Origin of the sequence: Furfurilactobacillus curtus, assembly GCF_045862785.1 — a bacterium.
GTDB lineage: Bacteria > Bacillota > Bacilli > Lactobacillales > Lactobacillaceae > Furfurilactobacillus > Furfurilactobacillus curtus.
In genome coordinates, this window is sequence record NZ_BQXO01000002.1 from 496112 (window position 1) to 512780 (window position 16669).

Annotated in this window: 19 protein-coding genes and 1 other RNA gene; 10 read left to right on the forward strand and 10 right to left on the reverse strand. The window is 45.8% G+C overall.

Annotated elements, in window-relative coordinates; all coding sequences use genetic code 11:
* The first annotated feature begins 54 nt into the window (after nt 1–54).
* Nucleotides 55–1083, forward strand: coding sequence for a dTDP-glucose 4,6-dehydratase (gene rfbB / locus ACKTR2_RS05325; RefSeq protein ID WP_407883244.1), 1029 nt, complete (start codon nt 55–57; stop codon nt 1081–1083).
* Between the two features lie 168 nt (nt 1084–1251).
* Here the strand turns inward: rfbB and ACKTR2_RS05330 are convergent, their stop codons facing one another.
* The 10 genes from ACKTR2_RS05330 to nrdH form a co-directional block, all read right to left on the reverse strand.
* On the reverse strand, nt 1252–1644 hold the full coding sequence (locus tag ACKTR2_RS05330) for a VOC family protein (protein ID WP_407883246.1): 393 nt from the start codon (nt 1642–1644) through the stop codon (nt 1252–1254).
* 31 nt (nt 1645–1675) lie between these two features.
* Nucleotides 1676–2428 (reverse strand): fructose permease, encoded by a 753-nt coding sequence (locus ACKTR2_RS05335; protein WP_407883248.1) that lies wholly within the window; start codon nt 2426–2428, stop codon nt 1676–1678.
* 22 nt (nt 2429–2450) lie between these two features.
* On the reverse strand, nt 2451–3323 hold the full coding sequence (scrK, locus tag ACKTR2_RS05340; protein ID WP_407883250.1) for a fructokinase ScrK: 873 nt from the start codon (nt 3321–3323) through the stop codon (nt 2451–2453).
* 336 nt (nt 3324–3659) lie between these two features.
* Nucleotides 3660–4643, reverse strand: coding sequence for a LacI family DNA-binding transcriptional regulator (locus ACKTR2_RS05345; protein ID WP_407883252.1), 984 nt, complete (start codon nt 4641–4643; stop codon nt 3660–3662).
* Between the two features lie 36 nt (nt 4644–4679).
* Entirely contained in the window at nt 4680–5090 is a 411-nt protein-coding gene (locus tag ACKTR2_RS05350) for a peptide deformylase (RefSeq protein WP_407883254.1), read from the reverse strand.
* Complete coding sequence (locus tag ACKTR2_RS05355) at nt 5071–5646, reverse strand: VanZ family protein (RefSeq protein WP_407883256.1); 576 nt, start codon at nt 5644–5646, stop codon at nt 5071–5073. The genes ACKTR2_RS05350 and ACKTR2_RS05355 overlap by 20 nt, the downstream gene beginning before the upstream one ends.
* Nucleotides 5647–5651: 5 nt before the next feature.
* On the reverse strand, nt 5652–6227 hold the full coding sequence (locus ACKTR2_RS05360) for an LOG family protein (protein WP_407883258.1): 576 nt from the start codon (nt 6225–6227) through the stop codon (nt 5652–5654).
* A 310-nt stretch (nt 6228–6537) separates the two neighbouring features.
* A complete protein-coding gene (gene nrdF / locus ACKTR2_RS05365) occupies nt 6538–7497 on the reverse strand; it encodes a class 1b ribonucleoside-diphosphate reductase subunit beta (protein WP_407883260.1) in 960 nt (319 codons plus the stop codon).
* Nucleotides 7498–7543: 46 nt separating this feature from the next.
* Entirely contained in the window at nt 7544–9709 is a 2166-nt protein-coding gene (gene nrdE / locus ACKTR2_RS05370) for a class 1b ribonucleoside-diphosphate reductase subunit alpha (protein WP_407883262.1), read from the reverse strand.
* An 84-nt stretch (nt 9710–9793) separates the two neighbouring features.
* Nucleotides 9794–10027, reverse strand: coding sequence for a glutaredoxin-like protein NrdH (gene nrdH / locus ACKTR2_RS05375; protein ID WP_407883264.1), 234 nt, complete (start codon nt 10025–10027; stop codon nt 9794–9796).
* Nucleotides 10028–10251: 224 nt separating this feature from the next.
* Between nrdH and ACKTR2_RS05380 the strand changes: the two genes are divergently transcribed.
* The 9 genes from ACKTR2_RS05380 (at nt 10252) to ACKTR2_RS05420 (ending at nt 16667) form a co-directional block, all read left to right on the forward strand.
* Nucleotides 10252–10866, forward strand: coding sequence for a class I SAM-dependent methyltransferase (locus ACKTR2_RS05380; protein WP_407883267.1), 615 nt, complete (start codon nt 10252–10254; stop codon nt 10864–10866).
* On the forward strand, nt 10863–11375 hold the full coding sequence (locus ACKTR2_RS05385; protein WP_407883269.1) for a nucleoside deaminase: 513 nt from the start codon (nt 10863–10865) through the stop codon (nt 11373–11375). Before ACKTR2_RS05380 ends, ACKTR2_RS05385 begins: the two co-directional genes overlap by 4 nt.
* A 75-nt stretch (nt 11376–11450) precedes the next feature.
* Nucleotides 11451–11537, forward strand: an RNA gene (gene ffs / locus ACKTR2_RS05390) — signal recognition particle sRNA small type.
* Between the two features lie 109 nt (nt 11538–11646).
* The gene (gene dnaX, locus ACKTR2_RS05395; RefSeq protein WP_407883271.1) at nt 11647–13566 is read left to right on the forward strand and encodes a DNA polymerase III subunit gamma/tau; all 1920 of its coding nucleotides are present in this window, start codon (nt 11647–11649) and stop codon (nt 13564–13566) included.
* Between the two features lie 39 nt (nt 13567–13605).
* Entirely contained in the window at nt 13606–13911 is a 306-nt protein-coding gene (locus ACKTR2_RS05400) for a YbaB/EbfC family nucleoid-associated protein (protein WP_407883273.1), read from the forward strand.
* Nucleotides 13912–13933: 22 nt separating this feature from the next.
* Nucleotides 13934–14533: a recombination mediator RecR gene (gene recR / locus ACKTR2_RS05405; RefSeq protein ID WP_407883275.1), complete on the forward strand. Its 600-nt coding sequence runs from the start codon at nt 13934–13936 to the stop codon at nt 14531–14533.
* Nucleotides 14534–14557: 24 nt separating this feature from the next.
* Nucleotides 14558–14809 (forward strand): YaaL family protein, encoded by a 252-nt coding sequence (locus tag ACKTR2_RS05410; protein WP_407883277.1) that lies wholly within the window; start codon nt 14558–14560, stop codon nt 14807–14809.
* Between the two features lie 160 nt (nt 14810–14969).
* Nucleotides 14970–15869, forward strand: a complete 900-nt coding sequence (locus ACKTR2_RS05415; protein ID WP_407883279.1) for a YveK family protein — start codon at nt 14970–14972, stop codon at nt 15867–15869.
* 27 nt (nt 15870–15896) lie between these two features.
* The gene (locus tag ACKTR2_RS05420) at nt 15897–16667 is read left to right on the forward strand and encodes a CpsD/CapB family tyrosine-protein kinase (protein WP_407883281.1); all 771 of its coding nucleotides are present in this window, start codon (nt 15897–15899) and stop codon (nt 16665–16667) included.
* Nucleotides 16668–16669 lie beyond the last annotated feature (2 nt).

Sequence of the window (16669 nt, forward strand, 5' to 3'; positions counted from 1 at the left end):
GACCGTGTAGAATAGTGAAGATAGAAGAGATGGAATACTATAATTAAAGGAGTTATGGTGAAAATTCTAGTTACTGGTGGTGCCGGGTTCATTGGTTCTAATTTTGTTCGGTATGTTCATGACAATCATCCAGAAGCGGAGGTCACGGTTCTGGACAAATTGACCTACGCGGGCAATAAGGAGAATATTGCCGATTTACTAGGTGATCGTGTTGAACTGGTGGTCGGTGATATTTGTGATCCAATTATTGTGGATAAGTTAGTTAAAGGAACAGATGCGGTCGTGCATTATGCAGCGGAGAGTCATAACGATAATTCGCTTAAAGATCCATCCCCATTTATTCAAACCAATATTATTGGCACTTACACATTGATTGAGGCGGCCCGGAAATATAATAAACGTTTCCACCATATCTCAACGGATGAAGTGTACGGTGATTTGCCACTTCGAGAAGATTTGCCGGGTCATGGCGAAGGAGTCGGTGAGAAATTTACACCCACGTCCCGTTACAAACCCTCAAGTCCATATTCTTCCTCAAAAGCTAGTAGCGATCTGCTAGTTCGCGCCTGGGTGCGTTCATTTGGTTTACAAGCAACAATTTCGAACTGTTCCAATAACTACGGGCCTTACCAATTTATTGAAAAATTCATTCCTCGCCAAATCACTAATATTCTCAGTGGCGAACGGCCGAAGTTATATGGTAGTGGCAAGAATGTGCGAGACTGGATTCATACGAATGATCATTCCGCCGCAGTGTGGTTGATTTTAACCAAGGGACAGATTGGCGAAACTTATCTGATTGGTGCAGATGGCGAACAGGATAATAAGACGGTCTTAGAGATGATCCTTGAGTTGATGGGACAGCCAAGCGACGCTTATGATCAAGTCAAGGATCGTCCTGGGCATGATTTACGTTACGCCATTGATTCAACTAAGTTACGCGAAGAACTTGGTTGGCGTCCACAATTCACCGATTTTCGCGCTGGTTTGAAGAATACCATTGATTGGTATTCTAACCATCAAGATTGGTGGCAAAAGGATAAAGCCGCTGTGGAAGCGAAGTACGCGGAAAATGGTCAGTAATAAGGAAAAGTCGAGATGGGGGTTCTGATCGTTGACATGAAGTGAAGCAACCGAATTTGAGATCATTAGTTGGCAGGAAGCTTTACAGCAGTTTCTGAATCGCAATTAACAATATGGAATGGCGCCGATCAACACGAGATATGTGGATCAGCGCCATTCCATATTGTTTTATCCCTTTACAATCTCACAAAATTCCACGATCTCTCCATTAGGCCCTTCAATATTGAAGTACTTAATCCCATGCTCCCAAAACGGCAAGCTTTGGACGTGTTGATCAATCAACTTGAAAGCGGCTGCTTTGACCGTAGCGAATGTCTTATCTGCATCAGTGGTGTTTAATGAGATGTGGTTGATGGCGCCAGGCCGCATCGGAGTTTCAGCCATCGTCCAGGTTTCGATGGTGAGGTGATTGAGCCGCATGAAAGCGACTTGTCCCTCACCATTTTTGAATTGGCCGACTTTGGTGAATCCCAAGCTGCTCCAAAAGGCGATTGATTGAGTTAAATCTGTGGTGGGGATACCGATGTGTTGAACATCGTCAACATAATCTGTGAGACTCATAAGTATGACTTCCTTTCAGCTTTAAGCCGAGTTAAATTGTGGCGTGACTTGGGTCAGGTACACCAACGTCAACGGCTTGGTGGGTCAAGTGAGGAAAAATGAAGTGATCGGCGATGCCGGTCAATCCACCTTGGAATAAGAGAGCGAATAAGGTGCCGATGCCAAGGTTGGTAAATTGGCGGGTGATCGCAAAGGCGAGGATGGCCATCAAGGTCGGTGGAATGTAAGACATCCACATGGCGACTGTAGCGTTACCATGACAGTATTTAAAACGTAAAATCTGCATCAAATCATCGGCCGGATGGAGGACCAGATTGACGCGTTGATAAATCGAAATCGCGATGGCGATCAACACGACGCCAAAGAAGTTTAAGATGACGTATAGACCGATCATTAACGGACCATGAGCCATCGGCAGGCCTGCAAATAATTGCGGATCGTTACCGCTGAAGAAATCAGCAAAGATTTGAATTAACGCCGAGAAGGGCACCATAAAGATCAAATTACCAACTGCCCGGCGCCATTCCCAGTGACCAACCAAAATGGCGTTGAGCACAGTAATGAGCATGCCAAAGACGAGAAAGGCCCAGAATAGGTTCCAATGAATGGCGTGGCCTAAGTTAGCTTCGGCGGCGGTCCAGTAAGCAGAGCCTAAAAAGGAAGGGTGAATTTTGGCGGTCGTGACCAATGTGAGCACATTGCCGGCCGAGTTAATCACTAATGACAGGATAAAGAGACCGATCGCTTTTGACATTGAAATCGTTCGGGTTGAGTTTGATGACATGATGTTTCCTCCTTCAAAGTCGTTAAGCTTGATATTCACGTAGCGCTAAAGCAAAGTTACCGAGCGTGGCCGAACCGTTGTGTTTGATGGCTGGCATGGTTAGATAATCATGGAGGTTACCAACGGCAACATAGTCATTTAATAAGTCGGCGAATTGTGTACGGACTTTGTCGAGGAAGGGTTCGCTGACGACACCACCACCGAAGACAATCTTGCCGGGACGTAGCGTCAATGTCGTTTGAATGGCCGCTTGGGCGACATAGTAAGCCATGATGTCCCACACTGGATCGGTCAAGGGCACATCTTGACCTTTGTGACCGGTGCGTGCTTCAAACGTTGGCCCAGCGACGAGACCTTCCAGACAGTCGCCGTGAAATGGACAGATGCCGGCAAAATCCAGATCATCCGGATGTCGTTTAAGCAAGACATGGCCCATTTCAGGGTGCCCAAGCTCGCCAACAAAGTCGCCATTAATGATGGCACCAGCGCCAACACCGGTACCAATGGTGTAATAGACCAGCGAGTTAATGCGTTCATTGGTGAGCGTGGTCATCACATATTCGCCATAAGCGGAGCCATTCACATCGGTTGTCCAATAAATGGGTAGATCGAAGGCTTGCTTCAAGGTGCCGACAAAGTCAGTGTCTGCCCAGCCAGGCTTGGGTGTATTAGTGATATAGCCAAATTTTGGATCGTGGCGCCGCAATTCAATCGGACCAAACGAGGCAATTGCCAGCGCTTGAATGTCGAATGATTTAAAGTAGTCGATGCAGTGTTGCAAGGTTTCTGTTGGAGTGGTGGTGGGGAAACTAACTTGATCTTTGGTCCGATAATTTTCATCGCCGACTGCGCAGACAAATTTCGTACCGCCGGCCTCAATACTGCCTAATAACATAATGTGTTCCTTTCATAAGGCGAAATTAGCATTCAGTAAACGCTTACATAAATGTATCTTAACCGGTCGCTGGATTTACAACAATCGAATTTTGTGTAAAAATCGTTTTTTCCTGTTTAACGGAAAAGGGGCTTAAATCCCAGTCTCATCGGCTTAGCTGGCAGATCGAACTTTTTCTTGAAAACAGCAATCCCTACAAAATCCAGAGGACAATCGATTGTCTTTGAAAACGGCCGACATTTATGAAAACTAGGCCTTAGTTTCATGAAGACCGAAATAGGGCCCTAGAAAGCGGTTTTGATCACCGCTTTCTAGGGCCCTATTTTGGTCAATATATTAGAAATTTTGATGATAAGTTACTGGAAAGCGCGTCAGCGTGATTGGTACGTCGGGTTGAGCGATCCGTTGCAGTAGTGTGGTGACCGCCGCGTGACCCATCTGATAAGTGGCCTGTTGGGCTGCCACTAAAGGGACTTGTAAAAAATCAAACCACGGCAAGTAGTCAAAAGTGGCCAGTTTTAAAGTGATTGGTTGAGCCATGGCGTGCAGTGCAGTTAAGACTTGTGCCAAAATAACAGTGTCCGTCACCAGTAAGCTATCGACGTGCGCTTGTTGCTGTAATTCATGGACCGCATGGGTGGTCGTCGCTAGCGTATAATCTGTGTACCGAACTAAATTGCGTTTTGCCGGCAACTGATTAGTTAATAACGCTTGTTGATAACCGTTTAAACGTTCGTTAGCCGAAAAAGTCACTTGACCGCCAAGAAAACCAACCCTGTGAGCGCCGCTGTCTAGTAAACATTGGGTTAATCCGGCTGCGGCCGTTGGGTTATCGGTCAAAATGGCGTCATAGCGATTAATGCTGGCAGTGTTGGGGAGGCGGTCAACAAATACGGTAGGGGTTGTTTCCGTGAGGTCTTCGTAATTGTCAATGCCGCCAGTACTAGCGACGATTAACCCGTCAACCATTTGCCCGGTCAACGTTTTTAACACGTTAGTTTCTTTGATGGCCTGTTCATCCGTGTTGAATAAGATTAAGTGATCACCAACTCGACTCAATTCATCGCTAATGCCCCGCAGCAACTCAGTGAAATATGGATTTAAAATGTTACTAACCACAACACCGACTGCGTTTGTGCGTTGATTACGCATGCTTTGGGCCAGCGTATTGGGACGGAAGTTTAGTTCATTGGCGATTTGCTGCACGCGCTGGCGAGTCGCTAACTTAACGCGTGGACTATCCCGCAGTGCGCGTGAAACAGTCGATGATGCTAGCCCGGTTCGTTTTGCAATATCAGCAATGGTGACTCGTTGCGTCATGACAGGAGCTCCTTTTTGGATAAACGGCAGACCAGCTTAAATTTCGATGCCATCACAATGGTCCACTTCATGCTGAATAATTTGGGCAGCTAAATCAGTGAATGTCTGGGTGTGCGACTTAAAGCGAGCGTCTAAGTAGTCGACCGTAATTGTTTGATAGCGGGTGGTTTGCCGTTGACCTGGCCAAGACAAACAGCCCTCGGTCGCGGTGTAAGTCCTCGTTTTTTGGGTGATGACTGGATTAATCAGTGGCAACACTAATGGGCCTAGATAGATGGCGATGATTCGCCGATTCACACTGATCATATTGGCCGCCATGCCGACTGCTTCATTTTGGTGAGCGCGCAAAGTGTCGACTAGGTCGATGACAGCTTGCTGGTCAGCAAGGGTCGCTGAGGGAGCTATCTGGGACAAGGTTAAAGGGTTTTTATTGATTGGTTGAATCATGGTGACCTCGTTGAGTAAGGGAATGCGGTAAGTGAAAGAGTTGACGTAAGGTGGGAAGTCGCGTTAACGAGTAGAAACCAAGCACTAACCCCAAGGCATTATTTAGCAGATCGTCAATTGCCACAGAGCGACCGAGGTTGACCAGCTGATCGAGGATAAATTGACCAGCTTCGTTCGTCAGTCCTAGGGCTAACCCGATCAAGATGACCTGGCGCAAGCGAAGACGCCGAACACCAAAAAGTCGTAAATAGACACCGGCAGGAAATGTCATCAGGACATTAAAGATTTGTTGACTGTCAATCGTTTGATAGGGGTGGGTGATTACGATCGCTTGTCCAATCGTGTGATAGACATAATGAAAGTGGCTAAAGGATAACGGAAATAATGCCGGCATAAAGACTAAGGCCAACCCACACCAAGCATAGACATTAGCGGAAATAAGCGTGATCTTTTGCCACACGTTTGCGCTTGGGAGCTTCCCTAGGTAGGCTGTGAACCAAATTTGGAAGCTGGTTAAGATTAAGATCAGCGGTATAAATTTAATCAATAATGGCATGGCAATCACGCGTGCGGCATCATTGTCACGTGTTTAAACGTGGCAAAGTAGTCGAAAATTTGGTCGATGGAGCTGGCATTGACCATCAGTTTCAAATCACTAATCGGTAAGAACTGCGCCTCTGCTGCGTCGACAAACCATTGCCATAGAGAATCATAGAAGTGATCGATGTTAAAGAGTGCAATTGGCTTGGTATGAATATCAATTTTACTCCATGACAACATGGTGCCTAGTTCTTCAAAGGTGCCGAAACCACCGGGTAAGACGATAAATGCGTCGGAGAGCTCTAGCATTTTTTCTTTACGCTCATCCATGGTACTCACTTCGACCAAATCGGTGAGGTTATTACTTTCAGTGCTGATTTTTTTGAGAAAACGCGGCATAATTCCGGTTACCCGTCCGCCGGCATCGATGGTTGCATTGGCGACAGTGCCCATTAAACCATCAGACGATCCGCCATAAACCAGGCGGATATGATGGTCCGCTAAATAAGCACCCAACAGCGCTGCTTGAATGGCATATTCTGGGTGACTCCCGGGTAACGAGCCACAAAAGACGCAGAGTGAATTGATCTTTGCCATGGGTTGACACCTCCGTTAAAAACTTCTGTGGATTAGTATACCATGATGATTTGTACAGATGAGACAACACAGTGAACAGGATAATGAATTTTATTGAAACGAGTTTGGGACAACAGTAAAGTTTCACTTCCAACCTTAATTAGTCAAAATGCGGGTAGGCACTATGACTTTCAAAAAATAAGTGAATTAGTTCAAAAGTAGACCAATCTAAATCGATACTGATCTAAGTGGCCAACCCCTTGTAACCTAAAAAAGGCGACCAGCTTGCTCTTGGACTGAGCAGGCCGGTCGCCTTTTTATGAGGCGGTTTTTATATCTTGTAGTCGTTATCGTCCATCGCTTCAACATTGCCGAGTCGGTAACCGTTACCGACTTGACTGAAGAAGTCGTGGTTAGAGGTGGAAGTGGAAATACCATTCATGACGACGGGATTTACATCTTCGGCGCCTTCAGGGAAGAGCGGTTCTTGACCTAAATTCATCAAGGCTTTATTGGCATTGTAACGGATGAACTTCAAGACATCGTCGGCCCAGCCAACGCGATCGTAGACAAGGTGAGTGTACTTTTCTTCATTGTCATAAAGATAGTACAAGAAGTCATACATCCAGTCCTTGAGTTCTTGCTGTTGATTGTCAGTCAGGTCTTTCATTGCCAGCTGGAATTTGTAGCCGATATAGGTACCGTGCACGGATTCATCCCGTAAAATCAATTTAATAATTTCCGCCACGTTGTTTAACTTATTGTGGCCTAGGTAGTACAACGGTGTGTAGAAGCCAGAGTAGAATAAGAATGTTTCCAAGAAGACACTGGAAATCTTTTTCTTCAACGGATTTCCGTCGTCATGATATAACGTGTAGATCCGTTTGGCTTTGTTTTGTAATAGGTCTTCTGAGTCACTCCAATCAAAAATTTCATCAATTTCATCAGGCGTGTTCAATGTTTCGAAAATGGTGGAATAACTCTTGGCATGGACGGATTCCATGAATTGAATGTTGTTTAAGACCGCCGTCTCGTGAGGCGTTCGCACGTCACGACGTAAGGCAGCCATCCCATCTTGAGACTGCAACGTATCTAACAAGGTTAAGCCACCAAAGACGTGACCGACGACCCATTTATGATCGTCATCTAAGGTGCGCCAGTCGTCCATGTCATTAGAAACGGGGATCCGTGTGTCTAACCAGAATTGTTCCGTTAACTTTTCCCACGTTGCTTTGTCAATTTCATCTGAAACTTGATTCCAGTTAATGGCCTTATAATAACCGTTTTCCATAAAAACTCTCCTTACTCGCTGGCAGTCGCTTAATCTGGATTAACTTTTAGATACTGCAACTTTCACATTCATTAGCACCGACTTCACCATCATTATCCGTGAATGTCCGGACATAGTAAACCGACTTACAACCTTTTTTCCAAGCGTAGTAACGAAGAATGTTGAGGTCTCGAGTAGTCATTTTATCGGTGCGACCAGCTTTCCAATCGTATAGGCCTGCTGGGATGGTTGACCGCATGAACAAGGTTAAGGCCATGCCCTGATCGATGTGTTCTTGGGCGGTCGCGTACACATCAATGACTTTTCGCATGTCAATGTCATAAGCAGACTTGTAATATGGCATCGTGTCATTAGACAGATATGGGGCTGGGTAATAAATCTTGCCGATTTTCTTTTCCTGACGTTCTTCGATGCGGTTTACGATCGGATTCAGACTGGCTGTCGTGTCATTGATGTAAGAAATGGAACCATTTGGGGCGATTGCCATGCGGTTTTGGTGATACAAGCCGTCCGTCATGATAGCTTCTTTTAGCGCGGCCCAATCCGCCTTAGTTGGGATGAAGATTCCGTCAAACAACTTGGCAACTTTTTGGCGGCTTGGTCCCCAATCTTCGCTGATGTACTTGTCAAAGTAACTGCCATTTGCGTAATCTGATTTTTCAAAACCACCAAAAGTTTGATGACGTTGGGCGGCAATTTTGTTGGAGGCTTTTAGAGACCAGTAGTTGAGTAGCATGAAGTACACTTTAGTGAAATCTAGGGCATCTTCATCACCATATTGCATATGATTTTTGGCAAAGTAAGCATGTAACCCCATGGCACCCAAACCAATCGCATGACTCTGGTCGTTGCCGTATTGTACACTAGGCACCACGTCGATATCACTGTGGTCTGTGACGTAGGTGAGGGCGCGGACCATCGCTTCAACGGAGTGGCCGAAATCAGGTGAGGCCATCAAGTTAACGATGTTAGTGGAACCAAGGTTACAACTGACATCTTTTCCCAAAACTTCATATTCTTGTTTGTTGTTAAGGGTTGAAGGCGTCATGACTTGGAGAATTTCAGAACACAAGTTACTCATGATGATTTTGCCATCAATCGGGTTATGCATGTTAGCCGTGTCAATGTTAACTACGTATGGGTAGCCGGATTCTTGCTGTAACTTACTGATTTCTGTTTCCAAAGTTCGGGCGCGAATTTTCTTTTTATTGATGTTCGGGTTGGCCACCAAGTTATCGTACTCTTTGGTGATATCCACGTAAGAAAATGGTGTGCCGTACTCTTTTTCGACACTTTGCGGTGAAAAGAGGTACATGTCAGCGTCATCAGCGACTAACTGATAGAACTTATCAGGAATTGTAACCCCTAATGAGAGCGTTTTGACTCGAACTTTTTCATCGGCGTTTTCTTTCTTCGTCCCCAAAAAGCCGATGATGTCAGGATGAAAGACAGATAGATAAGCGACCCCGGCACCTTGGCGTTGGCCTAATTGATTCGAATAGGAAAAAGAATCCTCCAACAACTTCATGACTGGTACGACGCCAGAAGCAGCGTTGGCGATGCCTTTGATGGAGGCGCCAGCTTCCCGTAAGTTTGACAGGTTAATGCCAACGCCGCCACCAATTCTAGACAACTGAAGTGCAGAGTTAATGCCCCGTCCGATCGAGTTCATGTCATCGGTTAAAGATAAGACAAAACAGGAGACTAATTCACCGCGGCGGGCCCGGCCGGCATTTAGGAAACTAGGGGTGGCCGGTTGGTAACGCTGATGGATGATTTCATCAGCTAAATCCATGGCTAATTGTTCATCGCCGTCGGCAAAGAAAAGGGCATTCATGGCGACTCGATCAATGAAATTTTCTAAATAGGTTTGGTTATCATTGGTCCGTAAGGTGTATTGCGCATAATATTTGTAAGCAGCCATAAAGGTCTTGAAGTGGAAATTTTGGGCGCGTAAGTAGTCGTATAACTTTTCGACAAAGGCAAAATCGTATTTCTCGAAGAAGTCCCGTTCGATGTATTCATGATCTAATAAGTAGTCGAAACGTTCCCGCAACGAACCAAACGTCATTGTATTGGGTTTGACGTTTTCATTGATGAACGCATCGAGGGCTTGTTGGTCCTTGTCGAGTTGAATTTGACCGTTCACCGGAATGTTAATCTCGTTATTTAGGTCGTAATAAGTCACATCAGTTAAGTCTTTTAAAGCCATGCCAGCCACGCCTCCAGATTTTTGTTAAAAGAAAAGACGCACGCAACGTTCACGTGCGCCAGAAATTACGACTTGTGTCTTTAACTATGCGGTCGCAAGGCGAGCAAGTACGTCTGGTCGGAAACCAGAGACAGCATCCAAACCATTCGCATCAACCACTGGCATTGCTTGAAAGCCTCGACCCTTTAAGTAGTCGATTAATTCAGGGTGCTGATTAATATTACGTTCTTCAAACTCCACGTTGTGTTCGGTCAAGAAACGCTTTGTCATCTTACATTGAATGCAATTATCCTTCGTAAAAACCGTTACTTTAGCCATAATGGCCACTTCCTCTCTGCGGGTGTAAATTACTTCTTGATGACTATTAGTATAAAGTCTGCCACCGTAAATGCAACTAAAAACACCACATTTTGTGTCGTCTTTTTGAAGATGACCACAAGATATGGTGTGCGAGTAAGGCTGGTCGATTTTAAATTTTTTTCGCGTTGCAAGTGAGCGTCAATCCCGTAAAATAAAATCAGAAATGAGGTCAATGACAAGCAATGAATAATCATTATTATACGCCAAATCCGGAGACAGTCCACCACGAAGCGACGTGGAATTTTCAATTATTAGGTCACGAATTGCATTTCACCACGGACAATGGTGTTTTCTCAAAGCGCACGGTTGACTATGGTTCACGTGTTTTATTAAGCACCGTTGATCTAGACCACGTTCCGTCAGGTAAGGTTTTAGATCTCGGATGTGGTTACGGCCCAATTGGGCTAGCAGTGGCTGCAGCCTACCCGGAGCGACAACTTGATTTAGTCGATGTTAACGAGCGTGCGCTAGCGCTGGCCAGGCGAAATGCAATACAAAATCAATTAACCAATACTCACATCTTTACGTCAGATCGTTATGAAGCGGTCACCGAACAGTACGCAGCGATTTTAACGAATCCGCCGGTGCGGGCTGGCAAGCAAATTGTTGACGATATGATCACCGGTGCCCAAGGTCATTTAGTTATTGGTGGTGCCTTAACGGTGGTGCTACAAAAAAAGCAAGGCGCACCATCGGCAAAGAAACTAATGGCCGCGACGTTTGGTAATTGTGAAGTGGTCAAAAAAGATAAAGGCTACTATATCTTGCGGTCAGTTTTGACGGAGCCAGCGGCATGAGCAATCGTCAAAGCATCGAATTGACAGACGACCAAATTGACTTTGGCATGCGAGAAGCTTTGGCGCAGGCACGGATTGCTGGTAGCGTGGGCGAAGTTCCCATTGGCGCGGTCGTGATGCATGAAGGCCAAATTGTTGGTCGCGGATATAATTTGCGGGAGCACGCCCAAGATGCCACTTTACATGCTGAGATAATGGCCATCAGTGAAGCCAATCACACGTTAAAGACGTGGCGTTTGTCGGACTGTCAGTTATTTGTCACCATTGAGCCATGTCCGATGTGTAGTGGCGCAATCATTAATGCGCGGGTTGGCGCGGTCTATTTTGGCGCTCGCGACCCTAAAGCTGGAACGGTGCGTTCGCTTTACCAATTGCTGGAGGATGGGCGGTTCAATCATCAAGTTGAGGTTCATGAAGGCATCATGGCTGAAGCTGCTAGTGGTTTGATGCAAACGTTCTTTAAAGCAATTCGTTTGGGGCGTGGTAAGCCTAAGCCGCGACAACATTAATTTTTATCGGGATGTTTTCGGACAAAGTGGTGGCAATTTTGGGATGAGTAAGGTAGTATATATAGTTGCCGAAAGGCCATGAGGCAAGGTCGCCCTCACGAATTGTGTCAGGACCGGAAGGTAGCAGCACTAAGTCTGCGGCGGTTTGTGCTTCATGTTTATAAGACATTAACGCGTTTGGCCATGGGCTGAACGCTTTTTATTTACGTCAAAAACCAGTATACTGTTAAGAGAATTTTGTTGGTTTAATCGGAGAATGGAGACGGATCGCATGAGCTATCAGGCACTTTATCGCGTGTGGCGACCGCAACGATTTGACGAAATTGTTGGGCAACAAGTCATTACGCAAACATTAAAAAATGCCATTATGACGAATCAGACTAGTCACGCCTATCTTTTTTGTGGCCCGCGGGGGACCGGAAAGACGTCAGCGGCGAAGATTTTTGCCAAGGCGATTAACTGTCCCAACCAGCAGGACGGGGAACCGTGTAACCATTGTGAAATTTGTCAGGCAATTACGGATGGCACCTTGAATGATGTTATCGAAATTGATGCGGCTTCTAATAATGGTGTTGAAGAGATTCGTGATATTCGGGATAAGGCGAAATACGCGCCAACTCAAGCAACCTATAAAATCTATATCATTGATGAAGTTCATATGTTATCTACTGGCGCCTTCAATGCCCTATTGAAAACGCTCGAAGAACCGCCAGCTAACGTGATCTTTATCTTGGCGACCACAGAACCACAAAAAATTCCGGCGACGATTATCTCGCGCACGCAACGGTTTGATTTTAAACGGATCACAGCTCAAGAAGCGATCGATCGCATGACGTTTATCTTGGACCAAAAACAAGTGAGTTACGAGGCTGATGCCTTACGCGTTATTGCTAATGCGGCTGAAGGTGGCATGCGCGATGCTTTGAGCATTTTAGATCAGACCCTTTCCTTTGGCGACAATATCGTAACCCTAACTAATGCCTTGCTAGTCACGGGGAGTGTGACAGAGTCACTGTTGACTGATTACGTCGCAAAAGTTGTTGACCACGATCCGACCGCTGGGTTAGCCGCACTGCAGAAAGTTCTCGATGATGGGAAAGACGCGGGCCGCTTTGTCGAAGATTTAATTAGCTATGTGCGTGACTTGTTGTTGTACCAAGAAGCCCCCGCGATGGTGACCGGCAGTGATCGAAACAATGAAGCGTTTCAGCAATTGAGCCAGTCAACAGCGCCTGATGTGTTCTATCAAATGATCAACGCGCTGAATGAGGTTTCCACACAGTTACGGTTTACCACGCATCCAGATGTCTATTTGGAAGTCTTAACGGTAAAATTGGCGCAGATTAAAGCACATGCTGATCAGTCAGTCCCCATTACAGATGGCGCGACGCCAGCAACGTCAACGACCGATTCAGCATCGGTTGTCGCACTGCAACAACAGGTCACCGTGCTCAAACAACAGTTAGCGCAATTGATGAGTGAACCAGCTACCAAAACAGCCATTGTCCAAGCTACTCCTGACGATAGCACAGCTACAACTACTTCGATGTCAGCTAGTTCATCACCAGTCCGATCAGCTAAGTCAGCCGGACAAGCTAAAGCTAAACCAGCGTCCCCAGCTAGCCATCAAGGAAGTGGCGTCAATTTGGCTAAAATTTATCCGGTGCTACGGTCAGCAACTAAGCGTGACCTAGATGCGATGCGGGAGGTCTGGGATCAATTGTTGGGGATGTTACCCATCACGCAGCGTGCGATGATGAATGTCTCCAAGCCAGTAGCCGCCAGTGGCGAAGGAGTTATCGTCTCCTTTAGTTATTCGTTTTTCTTTGATAAGGCGGCCAGCGATGATGAACTTCGACAAACCTTGCAGGATGATCTTAATCGATTGACGGGTGAAGTGACAACGGTTTTATTCGTACCAGAGGACCAGTGGCCGCAGATTCGCAAGGATTTCTTAACTGATCACAAAGACGAATTAACTACTGGTAGTGACACGAATAACACGTCAGCCAGTTCGCAAGCTGTTGTGACAACGGCTGATTCGATGGCAACTGCGCCAAACGTGGGTAGTTCTGAGGATGTCCAGTCGACTGATGAAGAAAATGATGGCATTAGTGAACCAGTGAATGATATTGTTGCTAAAGCCCAAGCAATTTTTGGCGCCGATAATGTGACCGTTAAAGATGATTAAGGTAATGTCGTTAAAAACATTTTATGGAGGTAACAACTTATGATGGGTGGCAATATGCAAAGCTTGATGCGTCAAGCACAAAAGATGCAAAAACAAATGAAGGTCGATCAGGAAAAATTAAACGCGCAGACGTTTACCGGCAAAGCACCTGATGATTTAGTGACGGCAACCTTTACTGGGGAACACAAGATGACTGATTTGGTCGTCAACCCAGCTGCAATCGACCCAGATGATCCCGATATGTTGGCTGACATGGTACTGGCAGCGGTTAACGATGCCATGAGCCAAATTGATGAAGCGACGCAAGCCACCATGGGGAAATATTCCCGTGGTATGGGCCTGTAGTCAGGTGTAAGTGAGGTAGAGAATGGATTACCCAGAGCCAATTGCCCAACTGATTGAAAGCTATATGAAGTTGCCAGGAATTGGAGCCAAAACAGCCACCCGGTTGGCTTTTTACACGATTGATATGGATAGTGATGATGTCACTGGTTTTGCGAAATCCTTAATTTCAGCGAAGCGTGATCTGCATTTTTGTTCGATTTGTGGCAATATTACGGAAGCGGATCCGTGTGTCATTTGTTCGGATAAGACCCGCGACCAGACAACCATTTTGGTGGTTGAAGAACCCAAGGACATCATGTCGATGGAAGCAATGCGTGAGTATCATGGATTGTATCATGTCTTGCATGGGGTGCTTTCGCCAATTGAAGGCAAGGGACCTGAGGATATCAATATCACCAGTTTAGTTAAACGCTTGCAGGAGCACAGCGAAGTTCAAGAAGTTATTGTTGCCACTAACGCAACGCCAGAAGGAGAAGCAACCGCAATGTATCTATCACGGTTGATTAAGCCAGCGGGAATCAAGGTTACGCGACTGGCCCATGGACTATCCGTCGGTTCCGACATTGATTATGCGGATGAAGTGACTTTATTGAAAGCTGTTGAAGGACGTACAGAAATGTAAAGGGTCTCACTTTATGGAGGAGTAATGATGTGGTTTAGTCATCGGCGTTCACGAATGCGCGCGCAATATAATGAAGTCCTCCTGGATGATATCGATTATGCTAAGCGCGTCTGGGATCGGGCAACAGAAACTCAAAATGCCGTCGTTGAGGATGACAATGGACGTGAATTAATCGCCCAAACTGCCTTAGCACGACAAAAATATTTATTATTGTTTCGCGAGGCTCGGATTCGTCAGGTCCGCGGTCGGTTGCAAGCTTCTGTATTTGATGAATAAAGTATCTATTTTGATAACTTTTATATTACTTCTTTGTAACGACTGTGAATTTTAAAGTAATTCACAGTTTTTTTTTGTATGATAGTATTGCTGTATTCTTATTTTAAGAATGCGGTTGCGGTAAACTACATAAGTATCTGAGGAATTAAGGAGTTTGGTTATGGAACAAAACATGAGCCTAATGCAGGCTTGGCGCGTGGTTCAGAAGCACTTTTTGGGAATCGTTTTACTAGGAATTATTGCTGGGGCAGCCGTTTGGGCCACCGCGACGTTTGTGATGACACCTAAATACAGTGCCAACACACAAATTTTGGTTAGTCGGAAGAGCGACAACAGTACTAACAATGGCGCGCAATATTCGGATCAACAAGCGGATATTCAAATGATCACGACCTACAAAGATATCATTACGAATCCGGTGATTTTAAACGGTGTGAGTCGCGAACTGGCCCATCCTGCTAAAATTGTGGAACAACCAGCGGTAAAGGCCAAGTATCGAACGAATGCGGATGGCACCCGAATTCTGGTGCAAGCTGCTAAGCCAGCGGTGACACGATCAAGTAGTGCGCAAACTTACAACGTTTCACCAACACAACTGAAAAAAGCAATTAGTATCAGCAATCAACAGAACTCGCAGGTCTTTGCGGTGACTGTAAAAGCTACTGATCCGGCCGAAGCGGCCCGGATTGCCAATGTGACGGCCCAGGTCTTTAAACGACAAATTAAATCAATTTTATCTGTGAATAATGTGACCATTGTTTCCAAAGCAGTCGCAAATCCAACAAAGATTTCTCCACGTACAACTTTATTAACGGTGGCTGGTATTGTTCTTGGACTAATGCTAGGTCTGGTTATTGCCTTTGTTCGTGAATTGACTGATCGGACGGTTAAAGACGAAGCAGCTTTGAATGAGATGCTGGGATTGACTAACTTAGGGCATGTGACCCGAATTTCTGGTCAACAGAAGATTACCAAGGTGATTGCTGATGTCCTACAACCTCGGTCTGACAGTAATAGTGGCCGTAGTGGAGAACCAAAGCATTTATCAAGTCGAGTTTAGCAGCGTTATAGGTTGAAGGAGAGAAAAATGGCATTATTTCATCGTAAGACAAAAAAACTTTCTGAAGACACGATGCTAAACGGGGCGAAAGTCATCACGGCTGTTCACCCAAAAGCAATCGTCTCAGAACAATTCCGTACGATTCGAACCAATATTGAATTTGCATCAGTGACACATCCTGTAAAAACCATCATGTTTACGTCGGCTGATGCCAGTGAAGGCAAGTCAACCGTTTCAGCTAACTTGGCCATTACGTGGGCCCAACAAGGCAAACGGGTATTATTTGTGGATGCTGATTTGCGACGGCCAACCGTGCACAAGACGTTTAGCGTCGAAAATGTGAATGGACTGACGAGCATCCTCGCACAGAACAAGGTCGAAAATTACCGCGACCTGGTCCAGACGACGCCTGTTGAAAATCTGTATGTGGTGACTAGTGGACCGGTGCCTCCCAACCCATCAGAATTGTTGAACTCTAAACGGATGGACACCTTGATTAAGCGAATGCATGATGACTTTGACATGGTCGTCTTTGACGTGCCGCCAATGCTAACTGTGACTGCCGCCCAACTATTGACCGCTAAAGTTGACGGCGTGGTGTTGGTCGTTCGTTTCGGGGTCACCAATAAAGCTGCTTTATCGCGAACTAAGGAACTATTGGATTTGGCTCACGCGAACGTGTTAGGCTATGTTATGAACGATAGCACTGGAGAATCAGAACGCAGCGGTTATGGCTACGGTTACGGTTATGGCTACGGATATGGTTACGGGAGTACGGAGACGAAGAAGGATAAATAATC

Coding starts and splice junctions, on each gene's coding strand:
- ACKTR2_RS05345 (WP_407883252.1), bottom strand. CDS start 4,643: ATGACGCAACGAGTCACCATTGCTGATATTGCAAAACGAACCGGGCTA.
- rfbB (WP_407883244.1), top strand. CDS start 55: ATGGTGAAAATTCTAGTTACTGGTGGTGCCGGGTTCATTGGTTCTAAT.
- ACKTR2_RS05400 (WP_407883273.1), top strand. CDS start 13,606: ATGATGGGTGGCAATATGCAAAGCTTGATGCGTCAAGCACAAAAGATG.
- ACKTR2_RS05380 (WP_407883267.1), top strand. CDS start 10,252: ATGAATAATCATTATTATACGCCAAATCCGGAGACAGTCCACCACGAA.
- ACKTR2_RS05330 (WP_407883246.1), bottom strand. CDS start 1,644: ATGAGTCTCACAGATTATGTTGACGATGTTCAACACATCGGTATCCCC.
- nrdF (WP_407883260.1), bottom strand. CDS start 7,497: ATGGAAAACGGTTATTATAAGGCCATTAACTGGAATCAAGTTTCAGAT.
- recR (WP_407883275.1), top strand. CDS start 13,934: ATGGATTACCCAGAGCCAATTGCCCAACTGATTGAAAGCTATATGAAG.
- ACKTR2_RS05420 (WP_407883281.1), top strand. CDS start 15,897: ATGGCATTATTTCATCGTAAGACAAAAAAACTTTCTGAAGACACGATG.
- nrdE (WP_407883262.1), bottom strand. CDS start 9,709: ATGGCTTTAAAAGACTTAACTGATGTGACTTATTACGACCTAAATAAC.
- ACKTR2_RS05360 (WP_407883258.1), bottom strand. CDS start 6,227: ATGGCAAAGATCAATTCACTCTGCGTCTTTTGTGGCTCGTTACCCGGG.
- nrdH (WP_407883264.1), bottom strand. CDS start 10,027: ATGGCTAAAGTAACGGTTTTTACGAAGGATAATTGCATTCAATGTAAG.
- ACKTR2_RS05415 (WP_407883279.1), top strand. CDS start 14,970: ATGGAACAAAACATGAGCCTAATGCAGGCTTGGCGCGTGGTTCAGAAG.
- ACKTR2_RS05385 (WP_407883269.1), top strand. CDS start 10,863: ATGAGCAATCGTCAAAGCATCGAATTGACAGACGACCAAATTGACTTT.
- ACKTR2_RS05335 (WP_407883248.1), bottom strand. CDS start 2,428: ATGTCATCAAACTCAACCCGAACGATTTCAATGTCAAAAGCGATCGGT.
- ACKTR2_RS05410 (WP_407883277.1), top strand. CDS start 14,558: ATGATGTGGTTTAGTCATCGGCGTTCACGAATGCGCGCGCAATATAAT.
- dnaX (WP_407883271.1), top strand. CDS start 11,647: ATGAGCTATCAGGCACTTTATCGCGTGTGGCGACCGCAACGATTTGAC.
- ACKTR2_RS05355 (WP_407883256.1), bottom strand. CDS start 5,646: ATGCCATTATTGATTAAATTTATACCGCTGATCTTAATCTTAACCAGC.
- scrK (WP_407883250.1), bottom strand. CDS start 3,323: ATGTTATTAGGCAGTATTGAGGCCGGCGGTACGAAATTTGTCTGCGCA.
- ACKTR2_RS05350 (WP_407883254.1), bottom strand. CDS start 5,090: ATGATTCAACCAATCAATAAAAACCCTTTAACCTTGTCCCAGATAGCT.